Origin of the sequence: Aminobacter sp. MSH1, assembly GCF_003071665.1 — a bacterium.
Taxonomy (GTDB): Bacteria; Pseudomonadota; Alphaproteobacteria; order Rhizobiales; family Rhizobiaceae; genus Aminobacter; species Aminobacter niigataensis.
This window is the reverse complement of record NZ_CP026265.1, coordinates 1,534,002-1,551,052: the sequence shown is the minus strand read 5'-3', so window position 1 is coordinate 1,551,052 and position 17,051 is coordinate 1,534,002. Positions and strand designations below refer to the sequence as shown.

Here is a 17,051-nt window from a genome sequence, read left to right as displayed (position 1 = left end):
AAGCGGGCGCTTTTGAAAAACGCCGCGGCAAGCCGCGGCGTTTGACCGATCGGATGAAGCCGATCTTAGTTGCAGGCTGCGACCGAACCGGCCGCCACGCCCTGGCAGACCACATCCTTGCCGACCCAGCCGGCGTCGATGACGACGTTGAGGTTTTCCTTGGTGATCGGAACAGGCGTCAGGAAGACCGAGTTCAGCTCGAGGCCGCCCGGCGTCTTGAACTTGGTGACGTTGGCGATCTCTTCCATCTTCTTGCCGTCGGCGAGCTGCGAGGCGATCTCGGCCGCGTTCTTGCCGAGTTCGCGCGCATCCTTCCACACCGACACGGTCTGGGTGCCGAGCGCGATGCGGTTGAGCGCGGCATGGTCGCCGTCCTGGCCCGAAACCGGAACCGAGCCGGCAAGGCCCTGTGCCTGCAGGGCTGCGATCGCGCCACCGGCGGTGCCGTCGTTCGAAGCCACGACCGCGTCGATCTTGTTGTCGTTGGCGGTCAGGAACTGCTCCATGTTCTTCTGGGCATTGGCGGGCAGCCAGCCGTCGGTATAGGCTTCGCCGACATTCTTGATCTTGCCGGCGTCGACGGCTTCCTTGAGCACTTCCATCTGGCCCGCGAACAGGAAGTCGGCGTTCGGATCGGCACCGCTGCCCTTGATGAAGACGTAGTTGCCTTCAGGCTTGGCGGCGAACACGCCCTTGGCCTGCATGCGGCCGACTTCCTTGTTGTCGAAGGTCAGGTAGAAGGCGTCCTTGTTCTCGATCAGGCGGTCGTAGCCGACGACCGGGATGCCCTCGGCGACGGCCTTGTCGACGGCCGGACCGATGGCGCTGGCGTCCTGTGCCAGGATGATCAGCGCATTGGCGCCCTGCGAGATCAGGCTTTCGACGTCGGTCAGCTGCTTGGCCGGCGACGACTGCGCGTCGGCCGAAATGTACTTGTCACCGGCGGCCTCGATGGCGGCCTTCATGGCGGCTTCGTCGGTCTTCCAGCGCTCTTCCTGGAAGTTCGACCACGACACGCCGACAACCTTGTCCTTCGCCTCGGCGACAGCCGAAAGCGATAGAGTCATGGCGACGCCCGCCAGAATGGCGGTGGTAAACTTTTTCATGATTTTCCTCCCTGCGCCCAACGGGCGCGCCTTCTTCGCGATAGCCCTTGGAGAAGCTCTTTTTTTCGAGCCTCGAAAAAATAGTGACTCAACCGCCTGTCGCTGTCAACATGGTTTCGCAACGCTTCCCTATTTTTTTCGGAGCTCGAAATAAATAAAGACATTTGCCATCCGCTCTGTCACAATGGCTTGGCGCGATAGGGACTGCCGCTTAAGAAGGCAGCGCTTCGCCGGGAGGAAGACGAGCACATGTCGGTCGGCATACGTCACGACGATCTGAGACGACGCAATCGAGCTATGGTTATATCCGCAGTTCGCCGCGCCAGCCAGCCTTCGCGCACAGAGATTGCCGCCACCACCGGCCTCAGCCATTCCACCATATCGACGATATCGTCCGACCTCATCGCAGAGGGCATTCTCGCCGAAGCCAAGGGCTCCGAGCCGGTCTCGATGAAGCGCGGCCGGCCGCAGGTCGCCTTGACGCTGGAGCCCAGGGCGGCATCGATCGTTGCCGTCGTGCTTTCGCTCAACAGCCTGTCGGCCGCCATCATCGACTATGCCGGCAATACCATCGTCGAGGACACCCGGCGGCTGGTGACCCAACGCATGCCGGCCGAAGCCTTGATCGACGAATGCATCGCCATGATCCGGCGCCTGATCGAGGGGGTCGACACGACCGTCGGCCCGGTTCTGCGCATTGTGATCGCCGTCCAGGGCATCACCGATTCCGGCTCGCGCAAGCTGTTGTGGTCGCCGATCACGAAGCAAGACGACATCCCCTTCGCCGACCGGCTCGAACAGGAATTCGGCGTCCCGGTGACGGTGGAGAACGACTGCAACATGATCGCCGAGGCGTTGCGCTGGCGCGATCCCGTGCGCTATCGCGACGACTTCATCGCCATCCTTCTGTCGCACGGCATCGGCATGGGCCTTGTCATCAAGGGCGAACTGTTCACCGGCACGCAGTCCTCCGGCGCCGAGTTCGGCCACATGATCCATCGTCCCGACGGCGCGCTCTGCCGCTGCGGCCGCCGCGGCTGCATCGAGGCCTATGCCGGCAACTACGCCATCTGGCGCAACGCCAAGCTGGGCGACGAGAACGCCGAGCCGCTGGCCGACCTGTCCGACGACGACATCACGGCGCTAGCCGACGCCGCCCGCGACCACGACGGTCCCGAGCGCGAAGCTTTCCGCAAGGCCGGCGAAGCCATCGGCTTCGGCCTGGGTTCGATGTTTGCCCTGTTCGATCCGGCGCCGCTCGCCTTCGTCGGCGTCGGTGCCACGGCCTTCGACCTCATGGAGCCGCATGTGCTGTCGGCGATCGCCAAGACCGCCGGCGGGCTGCACTCCAAGGCGATCTCGTTCGACACCGAGCCCAACGAGATTCCGCTCAAGCGCGAGGGCGCAATGATGCGCGCCCTGCTCCATGTCGATCAGGAGATCTTTGCCGCCCGTTTGGGCGGAGCCACCCCTGCGAGTGCAGGAAAGAACGTCGCCTAGCCGCGCCCGTCCGCTGCGACCTTTGGCACGAGGGGTCACCTGGAACTGTTCCTTTTCTTGCTCCAGGTCGAACGGAAGGCCGCAGCTCTAAGCAGGAGCACCGACAGCACCGCCGCCACAAAAGGCCACTGCAGCGGGTTCGGCTCGGGCATCGGACGATGGAAGCTCAGGAAGTGCATGAACAGGAAATAGGCCGTGTGCAGCAAGGCAAGTCCCCACAGCACGGTTGCGGCGTTCTGCAGAAACTTCCAGACCGAAGAACCGAGCAGGCGGATTGACCGGTCGTTCGAGGTCGACATGAGCACGAGTGCATAGGCAAGGGCTGCAATCCCCGTCAGGTTGGCCAGACCGAAGCCATGCTGGAACATCACATATTCACCCGTCTGTGGGTTCATTTCGTAGCCGAAGAGCCGCGCGAAATCCCACTCGACCCAGCCTTCGAGTATGATGATCGTATGCACGGCCGCCAGAAGGGTCGCGTAGATGCCGGTCTCCCGCCGATAGGCCACCACCCGGAGCAAGGCGGGCCACAGGCGCGACAATGGCCCGATCGACATGGTGATCACCAGAAGCGCCAGCGATGCGTCCGCGAATGCACGGTTCCACCGGTGCATCGGGCTCCACTGTCCGTGAACGACGGCGAATGCATAGACCAGTGCGCCAGCAAACCCGACAACCACGACATGACGAAGCAGCGTCCGGCGCCACAATAAAGGGACTGGCTGACCGGCGCGGACGCGATCGCTTGGGATATCAGTCATTGCAGATACTCCGGTTGCATCGCGGCATCCACTCGACGAGCGCGTATTTCGTGCCATGACGCGGCGGTGAGGAACGCAATGCCGAGCGCCGAAATCACGGGGCGGATCGGGTCGAACCACATCATCAGGAATTCGCCCCCGAACAGAAGCATGAGAATCTTGTTGCACGTCGGGCAGGCGATGCCGATGAAACCGGCCACGCCGCCGATGCCCGCGCGGCGCACTGAACAGACGGGTCGCCGCACGGCGACATAAAGCCCCGAGAGCGCCGACAGAACCACCAAGGCGGGCAGTTCCCAGCCCGCGACGGGGGTCATCCGGACAAACAGCGGATTGTCCCAGAGCGCCGAAACGGTGCCCAGCGCGGCAAAGCTCAGGATGGCCACGGCCATCCCCTTGAGAACGGCGCCGCCATGCCAGGGCCCTGACTGCGCCAAGCCGATGATGCGGTCATTCATGTCGTGTCTGCTCCAAGTTGGCCGGACGGCGCTTCGCAAGCCGGCCGGCGAGAACCTGCTGGGGTGACCGCTACATCAGCCGGCGGCTTGCGAAGCGCTGCCGCCGGCGACCTCGTGCGAATGGGGTTGGGTCGGATCGCCCAGCACGAGGATGGGCGACTGGCTCGGCACCCGTTCGTACAGATCGATGATGTCCTGGTTCATCAGGCGGACGCAGCCGCTCGAGACCGCCTTGCCAATAGTCCAGTACTCGGGCGTTCCGTGAACGCGATAAAGCGTGTCGACCTTGCCCTGGAAGACGTAGAGGGCCCGTGCTCCCAGTGGGTTTTCGAGGCCGGGCGGCATGCCGCCACGGTCGGCGCCCCACTGGGCGAGATTTGGCTGACGCGCGATCATCTCGTCGGGCGGCGTCCATTTCGGCCATTCCTGTTTCCAGCCGATGCGGCCCCTTCCCGCCCAGGTGAAGCCAGCCCGGCCGAGCCCGACGCCGTAGCGCATGGCCTTGCCGTCCGGCTGGACGAGGTAGAGGTAGAAATTGTCCGTGTCGACGACCAGCGTTCCGACCGGTTCCTCGGTGACATAGTCGACCTGCCGCCGGTAATAACGGCTCGGCACCTTGGTCAGGTCGATCGCGGCAATGGGGAACTTCTCGTTCGGCAGCGGGCCGTACATCGCAAGGGCATTGCTGTCGACGACCGGCGGCGCCTTCTTGACCGGCGCACTTGCGGCCGGCACGGCCGCTTGTTGGGTGCTGACGCAGCCGGACACCGCAAGGGTCCCCAGCCCGGCTACGCCGGCGAGAAAACGCCGGCGGCTCAATGCCGAGCCACCTCCGGGCATCGGCGCGGCGCCCGCGGCATTCGTTTCAAAAGTGTTCCTAGGCATTGGCAGTCTCCTGGCACCATTTCCTGTATTTCGGGCGACACGCGGTCGTGGAGGTCGATGACCGGTCGTTGACCATGCGCATGCAGCCGCTCGGCACCGATCCGCCGACCGGTGACGGTTCGTGCGTGCGGGCGCACGTCATCTAGCTGTTGCCACGAGCAAAGCGCGCGGGCTCCTTGCCGGCTGGCGGGAATGCCAGCCAGCGGCGTCGATAGGGCGGCCGCGCTCGGGCCTGGCCCAAGCGCAAGAGTTTCTCGGGAAGATCGTCCGTCTCCTCATCGCAACTGATTTCAGACGGCCTCGTCGGTGCGAGGGCCGAACGGTCAAAAATCAGGCAGCGATCGGAGGCCGAAGAAACGATGCGCTCGCCACGCGACGCGGCATGGGATCTGGGAGCCGCTTGCGAAGCATCGTGTGGATCGGTGCGGCAAGCTCGTCATGGGCCTGCCAGGCAGGGCAGTCGCCCAGGCAGTGTGTGCTGGTGCTGTGCTCGTCGGACGTCTCGCCGGTGCAGCGATCCAGGGAAGGCAAGCACCCATCGGGCGCGGCGATAACTTCCGCCTGCCCGGTTGTCACCGGCTGCGCGCCAATGTTCGTGCCTGCGGCCTCTGCCCGATCGAGGGGCAGTCCGTAAAGCATGGTGATCAGCACCAGAACAATGGCCGAGACAACGTTGCGCACAAGGCGCCAGCTAGCATGAAAATGGACAATTTTTGGTATCGATGACATCACGAAATCGTCATCGCAGGCCATTTAATCTACCGTTGCTGAAGAAGTTACCCATCAGCGACATGGATCATCAGTTGTTCCTGCAGAAAAACCATCCCGCCGCCAGAAGGTTTGCTTGCATCGGCATCGACACCAAAGCATCGCGACGCAGGCGAGCTGTCATGATCGAGTGCCAATCGCGCGGCCGCGCCGCCACCCTGGCGGAGCACAAATCGACGACGCGCCTACCGACCCGATCTGCTGCGGGCCGCAGTTTGCCTAGGCCCGCTTGCGGCCAGAACGAAACAACGGACGTCGACCGCTAATCCTCGCGGATGGCGTAGCCGGCACCGCGGATGGTGCGGATGACGTCGGGCATGCGGCCGTTGTTGACTGCCTTGCGCAGGCGCCCGACATGCACGTCCACGGTGCGCTCGTCGATATAGATCGTCTCGCCCCAGACATTGTCGAGCAGTTGGCTGCGCGAGAACACCCTGCCCGGATGCCGCATCATGAATTCGAGCAGGCGGAACTCGGTCGGCCCGAGCTTGATCTCGCTCTTCTTGCGGTAGACCCGGTGCGACTCGCGGTCGAGCATGATGTCGCCGACCTTGAGGATGGACGACAGCACCTCGGGCTTGGCTCGGCGTAGCAGCGCCTTGACCCGCGCCATGAACTCGGGCGTCGAGAACGGCTTGACCAGATAGTCGTCCGCACCGGTCGAAAGCCCACGCACCCGGTCGCTCTCTTCGCCGCGCGCCGTCAGCATGATGATCGGCAGGCGCTCGGTGTCGGGCCGCATCCTCAGCCGGCGGCACAGCTCGATGCCGGAAAGTGCCGGCACCATCCAGTCGAGCACCAGCAGATCGGGCACGTTTTCCTGGAGCCTGATCTCGGCTTCGTCGCCACGCGTGACGACTTCGACCTGATAACCTTCGGATTCGAGGTTGTAGCGAAGCAGCACGCCCAGCGGCTCTTCGTCCTCGACGACCATGACCTTGGGAGCGATCATCGGCTGTGCCTTTTCTTGGCGCATGACCCCGATCGGATCATGCGCGGATTAACTTGCCGCAGCGCCCCCGCGCCCCGCACATGCGGCGCTGAAGTCTTCAGGCCGACACTGCCGTCGTGGTTTCGTCGACCTTCGGGCGGTTGAGCGGCAATTGCGTGCCGGTGACCACGAAATAGGCGTTCTCGGCGACGTTGGTGACATGGTCACCGATGCGCTCGAGGTTCTTGGCGCAGAACAGCAGGTGCGTGCAGGCGGTGATGTTGCGCGGATCTTCCATCATGTAGGTCAGGAGCTCGCGGAACACGGCCGTGTACTGGATGTCGATCTTCTGGTCGTCGTTGCGCAGTTCCTTCAGGCCTTCGGCCTGGCGCGCGACATAGAGATCGACCACGCCGCGGACCTGGCCGAGCACCAGCTGCGCCATCGCGTCGATGGAGTGCGAAAGATTGCGTGGCGTCGGCGACTGGCCGACGGCGCCGACACGCTTGGCGATGTTCTTGGCCAGGTCGCCGATGCGCTCGAGATCGCCGGCCATGCGGATGGCGCCGACCACCGCGCGCAGGTCCTGCGCCATCGGCTGGCGCTTGGCGATCAGCGTGATCGCGCTGTTGTCGAGCTCGCGCTGCTTGGCGTCCATGATCGTGTCGTCGGCAACGACGTTCTGCGCCAGCGCCTGGTCGGACGAAAGCAGCGCGCGGATCGCACCTGCCACCATCGCGCCGGCCAGGTCGCCCATGTCGCGGATGACCTGGTCGACGTGTTTGAGTTCTTCGTCGAAGGACCGGACTGTGTGCTCGCCCATGGTGTGTTCCTCGTCTGATGCTGGTCGGAGCCGATATCGCTCAGCCGAAACGGCCGGTGATGTAGTCCTGCGTCCGCTTGTCGTCGGGGTTGGTGAACATCTTGTCGGTCGGGCCTTCCTCGACCAGATAGCCGAGATGGAACATCGCCGTGCGCTGCGACACGCGCGCCGCCTGCTGCATCGAGTGCGTCACGATGACGATGGTGTAGTTCTCGCGCAGCTCGTCGATCAACTCTTCGACCTTGGCGGTGGCGATCGGGTCGAGCGCCGAGCACGGCTCGTCCATCAGGATCACCTCGGGCGCAACCGCGATGGCGCGCGCGATGCACAGGCGCTGCTGCTGGCCGCCGGACAGGCCGGTGCCCGGCTCGTTGAGACGGTCCTTGGCTTCGTTCCACAGCGCTGCCTTCTGCAGGCTCTTCTCGACGATCTCGTCAAGCTCGGCCTTGTTCTTGGCGAGGCCGTGGATGCGCGGGCCGTAGGCGACGTTCTCGTAGATCGACTTGGGGAACGGGTTCGGCTTCTGGAACACCATGCCGACACGCGCGCGCAGCTCGACGACGTCGATCTTGGGATCGTAGATGTCTTCGTTGTCGAGCGTGATCTTGCCGCCGACACGGGCGCTGTCGATGGTGTCGTTCATGCGGTTGAGGCAGCGCAGAAAAGTCGACTTGCCGCAGCCCGAAGGGCCGATCAGCGCCGTCACCTGGTTCTGGCGGACATCGAGATTGACCCCGAACAGCGCCTGCTTGTCGCCATAGTGCACGGTGACCTGGTCGCCACGCATCTTGATGGGTTCATTGGGTCTGTTCATCTCGGCATTCACCGCGTCTTCGAGGGATTTCTCGGTCATGATGTTCATAGCAGGATGCTCCTTGTCCATGCCCTACCAGCGCCGCTCGAAGCGGCGGCGGAGGACGATGGCGACGATGTTCATGGCCATGAGGAAGATCAGAAGGATGATGATGGCGCCCGACATGCGCTCGACGAAGGCGCGCTCGGCCTCGTTCGCCCACATGTAGATCTGCACCGGCAAGGCCGTCGCCGGGTCGAAAGGCGTCTTGGGATAGTCGGCCACGAAGGCGACCATGCCGATCAGAAGCAGTGGCGCCGTCTCGCCGAGCGCACGCGCCAGGCCGATGATCGTGCCGGTCAGGATGCCGGGAGCGGCCAGCGGCAGGATGTGCTGGAACACCATCTGCATTTTCGACGCGCCGAGACCAAGCGCTGCCGAGCGGATCGACGGCGGCACCGCGGCGAGCGCGGCACGCGTTGCAATGATGATGGTCGGCAGCGTCATCAGCGTCAGCACCAGTCCGCCGACGAACGAGGCCGAACGCGGCAGGCCGAGGAAATTGATAAACACCGCCAGGCCGAGCAGGCCAAAGACGATCGACGGCACGGCGGCGAGGTTGTTGATGTTGACCTCGATCAGGTCGGTGAAGCGGCTCTTCTTGGCGAATTCCTCGAGATAGATCGAGGCGGCGACACCGATCGGCAATGCCAGCAAAAGCACGATCACCATCATGTAGATCGAGCCGATCAGGGCGACGCCGACACCCGAGGTCTCGGGCCGGCTCGACGCGCCGTAGCTGAACAGCCCGGTATTGAAGTGCTCGGCCATCACGCCTTCGGCCTTGAGCTTGTTCATCCACTCGACCTGCTGGTCAGACACCTTGCGGCGGCTTTCCGGCACGTTGAGGTCGATCTGGCCCTTGTAGGCCGAGTCGAGATTGGCCGCCGCAAGGATGTCCACGTCTCGCGTCGTGCCGATGACCGACGGATCGGCCGCAACGATGGCCCTGAGCTGGACGCGCGAACCGTCCGACAGGAAGCCCTTGAGCTTGCGCACGGTGGCGCGGTCGCTCGGATCGATGCCGAGTTTTTCGATCAGCGCGGCCTCGGCGAGCTTGGGATAGTTCGCCGTGACCAGCACGTTCGGATCGGTCGCCCGCTTGTTGGACGGGTCGATGATCTTTTCGTCGAAATGGATCGGCAGCGTCACCGTCGTCTGCCAGAAGGCGGTGTAGCCCTTGGAGACGATCGAGGTCAGCATGACCCCAAGGAACGCCAGGCCCACCGCAATCGCCAGCACGCCATAGAGGCGGAAGCGGCGTTCGGCGGCGTAGCGTTTCTTGATGCCGATGTCGCGGCGCGGACGAGCCGCGGACGAGGCAAGCGTGTCGAGCGAAATATCGGTCATTCGTACTGCTCCCGGTACTTCCGGACGATGTAAAGCGCGACGATGTTCATCACCAGCGTCAGCGCGAAAAGCGTGATGCCGAGCGCGAAAGCGACCAGCGTCTGCGGCGTGTTGAACTCGAGGTCGCCGGTCAGCTGGTTGACGATCTTGACGGTGATGGTGGTCATCGCCTCGAACGGGTTGAGCGTCAGGTTGGCGGCAACGCCGGCCGCCAGCACCACGATCATCGTTTCGCCGATGGCGCGCGAAGCGGTCAGCAGGATGGCACCGACGATGCCCGGCAGCGCGGCTGGGAGGATGACGCGCTTGATCGTTTCCGAGCGCGTGGCGCCGAGTCCGAGCGAGCCGTCGCGCATGGCGCGCGGCACGGCGGTGATGATGTCGTCGGAGAGCGAGGAGACGACCGGGATCAGCATCACGCCCATCACCAGGCCGGCGGTCAGGATCGACTGCGCCTGGATGAACGGTGTGCCGCCGGCAAGTGCTGCGCTGATGTCGCGCAGGAAGGGTCCGAGCGTGACGAGCGCGAAGATACCGTAGACGATGGTCGGAATGCCGGCGAGCAGTTCGAGCGCCGGCTTGACCACCGCGCGCACCTTGGGCGCCGCATATTCCGACATGTAGACCGCCGACATCAGGCCGATCGGCACGGCGACCAGCAGCGCCACGAAGGCGATATAGAGCGTGCCGGCCAGCAGCGGGATCAGGCCGAACTGGCCTTCCGCGCCACCGGAGCCGGCGGCCGCGAAACGCGGGTCCCACACCGTGCCGAAGAAGAAGTTGGTCAGCGGGATCTTTTCGAAGAACGCGATCGTCTGGAACAGCATCGACAGCACGATGCCGATGGTCGTCAGGATGGCCAGCGTCGAGGCGCCGAGCAGGCTCCACAGCATCACCTTCTCGACATGGTTGCGTGCCCTGCCGCGCGGGGTGATGCGGCTGAGGCCGTAGACCGATCCGAGCAGGGCAAGCCCGATCGAAACGACCGCGACGATCATGTCGAGACGATCGGAGACGCGGTTGGCGTCTGCGGCGATCGGGATCATGTAGTCCTGGGTATCGGGCGCCAGCGCCACGCCCTTTGCGGCGAGCATCGGCTGCAGTTCGGCAAAAGTCTGGGGCAATGCGGCAAGCGTCTGGCTGTCGAGCCGGCGCATGCCGCTGGCAAGACTCTTGACCAGGCCCGCCGCGAGATCTTCATGCGCCACCGTGCCGTCGGCGATATCGGCAGGCAGGGCCGCATGGATATGGTTGTTCAGATAGGCGCTCGCGCCGATATCCCAGGCCGCGAGAAACAGGACGGCCGGAATGACGCCTGTCAGGAACGCCCACCAGCCGTGATAATGCGCCCGCGAGTGCGGCTTGACCGTTCCGTCGTCCTGCGCGCGCGCCCTTTGCCGGCCGATCACGAATGCGATCAGCCCGATTGCGAGTACGATGGCGAAGACGAGCAGGAAAGACATGGGCCGGCCTCGGTGAATTCGGTTCTTTGTGCCGAACGGGACAGTCGGCGAAATATTCCACGGGGCGACGGATCTTTCCGCCGCCCCGTGGCAGTTCGAAGATTACATGGTCTTGCCGGCGGTGAACGCCTCGCGCTGGGCAGCGCGTTCCGCGTCCGGAGCGGCAACCAGGCCGTAGTCGGCGAGCGGGCTTTCCGGGCCGACCATCTGGTCGTCGAGGAAGAACTCGACATATTCCTTCAGGCCCGGAATGACGCCGAGATGCGCCTTCTTGACGTAGAAGAACAGCGGACGCGAAACCGGATACTCGCCTGCGGCGATGGTTTCGACCGAAGGCGTGATGCCGCCGACGGTGGCGACCTTCAGCTTGTCGGCGTTGTTTTCGTAGAAGGCCAGGCCGAACACGCCGACGCCGGTCTTGTTCGAGTCGATGCGAGCCAGCGTCTCGGAGTAGTCGCCGTCGATGTCGACAGCCTTGCCGTCCTTGCGGACTGCCTTGCACGAAGCGTCAGCGGCCTTGTCGTCGAGGCCGGCCGCCTTGGCAGCTTCAACGCCGCCGAGTGCCTTGCAGCCGGCGATCAGCAGCTTCTCTTCGAAGACTTCGCGGGTGCCGTGCTTTTCGCCCGGGATGTAGGCGGCGATGTCCCAGTCGGGCAGGTTCGGGTTGACCTGGTTCCACTTGGTGTTGGGGTTTTCGACCAGCTTGCCGTCGACGACGATCTTGGCGGCCAGCGCCTTGTAGATGTCTTCCGAGGTCAGCGCCCAGTCCGGGCCGTTGACGTCGGTCGCAAAGACGATGCCGTCATAGCCGATCTTGACTTCCTGGATGTCCTTGACGCCGGCGTCGATGCAGGACTGGACTTCGTCCTTCTTGATCGCGCGCGACGAGTTGGCGATGTCGATGGTGTTCTCGCCGACGCCCTTGCAGAATTCCTTGATGCCGGCGCCCGAACCGCCGGACTCGACCACCGGGGTCTTGAAGTTCGAGAAGGTTTCGCCGAACTGTTCGGCAACGATCTTGGCATAGGGCAGAACGGTCGAGGAACCGGCAACCTGAATCTGGTCGCGGGCCGAGGCGTAGCCTGCCGAGGCGACAATCGCGAAGGCAGCCGCCGACGCAGTGAGAAGAGCTTTTTTCATTGGGGCCTGCTCCTGTGGAGTATCTCGTATGACGCCTTTCTTCGGCGCCCGGTGAGCCAATAGCCCCCCTCTATTACAGTTGCATGACAGTTTCGTGTCACCCCTGTAACGGTTGCAGTGCTTGGCGGTGAAGGGGTCGTTTCCTCGGTCCTTTGCCGGCGCGAGGCAAACAACAGACCGGAGCCGAAAGCAAGCCGTCTACCCAACGGCAGGCCGGGCGTTACGGTTGCGGGCTGTCACATTTCCACAGTCTTCGACGCTCTGGCCCGGTGCGCGCGGAAGATTAACGTCAGGCCGGGCCGAAATGATGGGTTCCGGGATCGCTCTTGGGCGACGAACGGAGCGGACGTTCAAGTACGTGGGTACCGGAAGCGCGGTATCAGATATCTGCGGCCGGCATCACCTGAATCAGACCCTAGATCGCGCCGCGGCGCTCATCGTCCTGCCACGACCAGCGTTCGATCTTTTCGAGCAGCGCACGCGGGCTGATCGGCTTGGGCAGGTAGTCGTCCATGCCGGCTTCCAGGCAGCGTTCCTTGTCGCCCTTCAGCGCATGCGCGGTCACGCCGATGATCGGCACGCGCGTGCCCGTGCCGCGTTCGAGCTTGCGGATTTCGCCCGTCGCCTCCAGCCCGTTCATCTCTGGCATCGACACGTCCATCAGGATCATCCGCGGACGTCGCTCGCCGAACGCCGCCACCGCGCGCCGGCCGTTGCCGACGATCTCGAACGACAGTTCCGTCTCTGCCAGGATCTGGCTGAACACCATCTGGTTCACTTCGTTGTCCTCGGCGACGAGAATGTCGAGGCCGCCCTCGCCAGCCGGCCGCTGTCCGCCGCGCAGGCGCGTCACACTGGCCGCCTGGCCGCCCGCGTCCTTGGCCGGCATCTGCCCATCGGCCACCTGCACCGGCGTGAGGTTCGGCGCCCGGCGGCGCTGGATGCTGCCGACCAGTGCCTCGAGCAGCGCCGACGATCGCGCCGGCTTGATCAGCTGGGCATCGATGGCGAGGTCCCGGTGGGCGGGGCCCGACAGCGACTGGTCGACCGAGGTCAGCATGACGATCGGCGTGTCGCTGAGGCCAGGTGTATGGCGCACGATCCGCGCCATCTCCGCCCCGGTCATGCCTGGCATCTGGTAGTCGAGCACGATGCAGTCGACCTTGACGCCCATCGCCTGCGCTGCGGTCAGCACGCGCAAGCCCTCGTCACCGCTGCGCGCAGCACAGGAATCGAAGCCCCACGACACCATCTGCTCGGTCAGGATCGTCCGGTTGACGGCATTGTCGTCGACGATCAGCACGCGCGCGCCGGTCACGTCGATCAGCGCCGCCGGTCGGCTTTCCAGCCGCCCGGCATTGGGCAGCGTCAGCGTGAACCAAAAGGTCGAACCCGCACCTTCGGCGCTGTCGACGCCGATCTCGCCGCCCATCATGTCGACGAGCCGCGAGGTGATGGCGAGGCCGAGGCCGGTGCCTTCATGCCGGCGCGTCGAGGACGCATCGACCTGGCTGAACTTCTCGAACACCAGCTTGAGCTTGGCCTCGGGAATGCCGATGCCAGTGTCGGTCACCGCGACATGCAGCTTCGTCGCATCGCCCTCGCTGCGGCCGGTGACATCAACCAGCACATGGCCCGAATCGGTGAACTTGACGGCGTTGCCGAGCAGGTTGGTGATGATCTGCCTGATGCGCCCGACATCGCCGACATAGAGATGCCGCAGGTCGGGCTGCAGCCGCACGATCAGTTCGAGGTCCTTCTCCTTGGCCCGCGTCGACATCAGCGTCGCGACGTCCTCGATCGCCTCGGCCAGGTTGAACGGGATCGGATCGAGCACCAGCTGCCCGGCGTCGATCTTCGAGAAGTCGAGGATGTCATTGATGATCGTCAGCAGCGCATTGCCCGACTTGACGATGATGTCGGTGAACGTCTTCTGCTTCGGATCGAGATCCGATTTAGCCAGAAGCTCCGCCATGCCGAGCACTCCGTTCATCGGCGTGCGAATCTCGTGGCTCATGTTGGCGAGGAATTCCGACTTGGCGCGGTCGGCCAGCACGGCCCGGCGCTGCGCTTCTTCGAGTTCGGCTTCGCGCTGCTTGAGTTCGGTAATGTTGGTGGTCGAGCCGATCAGGTAGAGCGAGCCGTCGGACGCCACCATCGCGCTCTTGCGGGCGAACTGGTGGCGCGTCGAACCATCGGCCTCCGTCGCCGTCTCCTCGACCTCCACCGTTGCGCCGCTGCGCATGACCTCGCGGTCGGCCTCCATGAAAGGCTCGCCTTCCGGGCCGAAGATCTCGGCGTCGGTCTTGCCGATCGCCTCTTGCTTGGAGAAGCCGGTCAACTCGCACCAGCCCTGGTTGACATACATCAGCCTGAGGTCGTCGTGCTTGGCGTAGATCGACACCGGCACATTGTCGATCAGGCTGCGGAAAACCTCGTTCTCGCGCATGCTTTCCTGCAGCGCCCGCTCGCGCTGCTTGAGCTCGGTGATGTCGACGCGCACGCCGATGAATGTGCCGTCGGCGAGGCGCTGGTCGAAGACCTGATACCAGCGCCCGTCGGGATTGCGCCGCTCGCGCTCGGCATGGCTGGTGTGGTAGCGGCCGATCATGCCTTCGATCCAGGCTTCCGGATCGGCATCGTAAAGGGCGTCGAGCGCGGGCTCGCCGGTATCGCGGTAGTAGCCGGCGCGCTGCGCCAGCACCAGGCTGTCGCGCAGCGTGCTGCCCTCGGCCATGGCTTCGCCAATTGCCGGCAACGCGCTCTTGAGCTTGCGGTTGGCGAGCACGAACCGGTCGTCGCGGTCGTAGATGACGACGCCCGCCGGCAGCGATTCCAGCACCTCGGCAAGCCGGTGGCGTGCCTCGACGGCCTCGACCTCGCGCCGTTTCATCTCGGTGACGTCGTAGTAGGAGACCAGCCGCTTGCCGCCCGAAAGTGCCGTCACCGAATAGATGATGGTGCGGCCGTCGGCGCGGCGGAACTCACGTGGCGCGACATCGCCGGCCAGGATCTCGTCCCCTCGGGAAGCGACATAGCCTTCCCACTTGTCGTCGGCGATGGCGTAGACGCCATTGTGGCGGTTGACGTCCATCAGCGCCCGGAATCGGCAGCCGGCCGCGACCTGTTCGACGGTAACGTTCCAGATGTCGTAGAATGCCTTGTTGATGAACAGCACGCCGAGAGCGGCGTCGACCAGCACCACGCCCATGTTCATCGAATCGATGGTGCGCTCGAGATCCGCGTAGGGCAGGTCCTCGACCGGCCGCACATCGCCGATTTCTATCGCCCGCGCCGTGCCATTGACCGGCTCGCTGGCCGGATCGCTGGCGTCCGACCCAAGATTTTTCCGCATCCCGTCAGTCCTGCATGCAAGGGCGATGCTGCTCCCCCGCAGCTCGCCGCAATTAACCTTGCAGCAGAAGCATTAACGACTGACTAACCTTAATGCGCACTATCCGGCGCGTATCGCGGGCCGGGCCTAGTCGTCATTGGCAGCGTTGAGTTCTTCCGGCCGCATGCCGCCATTGGGATCGGTCAGCCCGAGCGATGCGGCAAGGATCAGCCGGCGCGACTTGAGCAGGGGCGACAGTGCCGCCTGCACGTCGGACATGCGCGGGTTGCGCTCGTGCGTCGCGACCGCCGATTCGTCGGCATAGAGCTCGTTGACCATCACCATGTTGGGGATCGGCGTGCCGTCGCGCTCGACCGGCTTGATCACCTCGAAGCGCAGGCATCCCGGCTCTTCCTGCAATGTGGCGCGCGCGTGTTCGGAAATCAGGTCGAGGAACTGTTCCTCGGCGCCGTCCATGGTCTCGAACTCGACGATGATGGTCATTTCTGCCAAGGGTTCATGCCTTCTTCTCGATGCTCAACTTCTGCCGCCGGAACGGTGCCATCAGGCTAACGCATCGGCCCGCAAAGCGGAATCGATTTCGGCGACCAGCATGCCGTGCCGCGAAGACCCCGCCGACTCGCGATGACGCATCGAGTACGGGTCGTGCCGGAAAAACGGGGAGTTTCAGGGCTTTCAACGCACCGGCGGGCAGAAGGGTTGTGCAGCCCGCCGGGCGTTGCCGAAGACGCGCACTCGATACACTGCGCACGAGGAAAGTGCGGGCGCGATGGTGAACGATTTGTGAATGCCGCCGTTCAACGACGATGACAGACTGTAACGAAACCGGTCCCGCGCGGAACCATTCCCGCGCGTCAGAGTTCAGGTCAGGCACACCGAGTGTGGTCTTTTCCTTTCAACCACGCTCCGAAAGGGCCCGTCGCTCCCTCTGCGGCGGGCTCCTTTCGTGTCGAAAACTGCCTTGGGCCTGCAATTTCGGTGCAACCCAGGGTGACTCGACAGGATGCAGGTTGTGGCGCAGAGTTCCTGCCCCTGAATGGAAATGCGGTAGCATGCAACCTTGCCTCAAGGAGGCATATCGATGCACTCGCCTGCGGCAGACACCTCCACAATGCGCACCGAAGCCGGTCACGGCCCCCGCACGATATACGTGGGCGTCGGAGATAGATCGCGCGACTGGGTGCATTGTCCGCGTTCGGCTTGACTGACCGCGACAGGAAGCAGGCAACAAACCAGCAGCAAGCATAAGTCAAAAGAACAAGCGCCATATGGGAGAAGACTATGGAGCACGTACTTTTCACCCAGCCTAACTCCCCCATTTATCCCAAGGATCTCGCACTTCTTCAGCAGGTGTTCGACCAGATTTGCGTCGAGCGCGGCGAGGACCCGAGCTCCATCTGGGCAAGCGAAATAGCGAGGACACTTCTCAAGCTTTATAAAAGCGGCGTGCGCGACGAGGATCTGCTGCTGGCGAGCATACCGCGGTTTAGGACAAGAAACGCCGCCTGACCCCAGGCGCGTCAACGCTGGGCATCTAGTCCCGAAAGCGGCCACCGCTTTCGGGAAAGGTGGGTGTCATCCCGGCACGGCTCTCCGACATCATCCGTCCTGCGATCCGGCGTTTCGGCATCCGGAGCGTTCCAACAGGCGCGTTCTTC

Annotated in this window: 15 protein-coding genes; 2 read left to right on the top strand and 13 right to left on the bottom strand. The window is 64.0% G+C overall.

Going from position 1 to position 17,051, the window contains the following annotated elements:
• Positions 1 to 65 precede the first annotated feature (65 nt).
• The gene (xylF, locus tag CO731_RS07730) at positions 66 to 1,106 is read right to left on the bottom strand and encodes a D-xylose ABC transporter substrate-binding protein (RefSeq protein ID WP_108606674.1); all 1,041 of its coding nucleotides are present in this window, start codon (positions 1,104 to 1,106) and stop codon (positions 66 to 68) included.
• Between the two features lie 249 nt (positions 1,107 to 1,355).
• On the opposite strand from xylF, the gene CO731_RS07725 reads away from it, so the two are divergent.
• Complete coding sequence (locus CO731_RS07725) at positions 1,356 to 2,606, top strand: ROK family protein (protein ID WP_108606673.1); 1,251 nt, start codon at positions 1,356 to 1,358, stop codon at positions 2,604 to 2,606.
• Between the two features lie 35 nt (positions 2,607 to 2,641).
• Here the strand turns inward: CO731_RS07725 and CO731_RS07720 are convergent, their stop codons facing one another.
• The 12 genes from CO731_RS07720 to CO731_RS07665 all read right to left on the bottom strand — a co-directional run bounded on the left by CO731_RS07720 (position 2,642) and on the right by CO731_RS07665 (position 15,876).
• Positions 2,642 to 3,367 (bottom strand): ferric reductase-like transmembrane domain-containing protein, encoded by a 726-nt coding sequence (locus CO731_RS07720; RefSeq protein WP_108606672.1) that lies wholly within the window; start codon positions 3,365 to 3,367, stop codon positions 2,642 to 2,644.
• Positions 3,364 to 3,825 carry a hypothetical protein gene (locus tag CO731_RS07715; protein ID WP_108606671.1) on the bottom strand — a complete coding sequence of 154 codons (462 nt, stop codon included), beginning with the start codon at positions 3,823 to 3,825 and terminating at the stop codon, positions 3,364 to 3,366. Before CO731_RS07715 ends, CO731_RS07720 begins: the two co-directional genes overlap by 4 nt.
• A gap of 75 nt (positions 3,826 to 3,900) precedes the next feature.
• On the bottom strand, positions 3,901 to 4,710 hold the full coding sequence (locus CO731_RS07710) for a L,D-transpeptidase (RefSeq protein ID WP_343207442.1): 810 nt from the start codon (positions 4,708 to 4,710) through the stop codon (positions 3,901 to 3,903).
• A 330-nt stretch (positions 4,711 to 5,040) separates the two neighbouring features.
• Entirely contained in the window at positions 5,041 to 5,463 is a 423-nt protein-coding gene (locus CO731_RS07705; protein WP_108606670.1) for a hypothetical protein, read from the bottom strand.
• 277 nt (positions 5,464 to 5,740) lie between these two features.
• Positions 5,741 to 6,430 (bottom strand): phosphate regulon transcriptional regulator PhoB, encoded by a 690-nt coding sequence (gene phoB / locus CO731_RS07700; protein ID WP_108609689.1) that lies wholly within the window; start codon positions 6,428 to 6,430, stop codon positions 5,741 to 5,743.
• A 97-nt stretch (positions 6,431 to 6,527) separates the two neighbouring features.
• Positions 6,528 to 7,232, bottom strand: coding sequence for a phosphate signaling complex protein PhoU (phoU, locus tag CO731_RS07695; RefSeq protein WP_108606668.1), 705 nt, complete (start codon positions 7,230 to 7,232; stop codon positions 6,528 to 6,530).
• A gap of 40 nt (positions 7,233 to 7,272) precedes the next feature.
• Entirely contained in the window at positions 7,273 to 8,094 is an 822-nt protein-coding gene (gene pstB, locus CO731_RS07690; RefSeq protein ID WP_108609688.1) for a phosphate ABC transporter ATP-binding protein PstB, read from the bottom strand.
• Positions 8,095 to 8,118: 24 nt separating this feature from the next.
• A complete protein-coding gene (gene pstA, locus CO731_RS07685; protein WP_108606667.1) occupies positions 8,119 to 9,435 on the bottom strand; it encodes a phosphate ABC transporter permease PstA in 1,317 nt (438 codons plus the stop codon).
• Positions 9,432 to 10,898: a phosphate ABC transporter permease subunit PstC gene (pstC, locus tag CO731_RS07680; protein ID WP_108606666.1), complete on the bottom strand. Its 1,467-nt coding sequence runs from the start codon at positions 10,896 to 10,898 to the stop codon at positions 9,432 to 9,434. The genes pstA and pstC overlap by 4 nt, the downstream gene beginning before the upstream one ends.
• 102 nt (positions 10,899 to 11,000) lie before the next feature.
• The gene (locus CO731_RS07675) at positions 11,001 to 12,038 is read right to left on the bottom strand and encodes a substrate-binding domain-containing protein (protein ID WP_108606665.1); all 1,038 of its coding nucleotides are present in this window, start codon (positions 12,036 to 12,038) and stop codon (positions 11,001 to 11,003) included.
• A 415-nt stretch (positions 12,039 to 12,453) separates the two neighbouring features.
• The gene (locus CO731_RS07670) at positions 12,454 to 15,393 is read right to left on the bottom strand and encodes a response regulator (RefSeq protein WP_108606664.1); all 2,940 of its coding nucleotides are present in this window, start codon (positions 15,391 to 15,393) and stop codon (positions 12,454 to 12,456) included.
• 126 nt (positions 15,394 to 15,519) lie between these two features.
• On the bottom strand, positions 15,520 to 15,876 hold the full coding sequence (locus CO731_RS07665) for a putative quinol monooxygenase (protein ID WP_108606663.1): 357 nt from the start codon (positions 15,874 to 15,876) through the stop codon (positions 15,520 to 15,522).
• A gap of 798 nt (positions 15,877 to 16,674) precedes the next feature.
• Here CO731_RS07665 and CO731_RS07660 point away from each other — a divergent pair.
• Complete coding sequence (locus CO731_RS07660; RefSeq protein ID WP_108606662.1) at positions 16,675 to 16,902, top strand: hypothetical protein; 228 nt, start codon at positions 16,675 to 16,677, stop codon at positions 16,900 to 16,902.
• Positions 16,903 to 17,051: the final 149 nt, after the last annotated feature.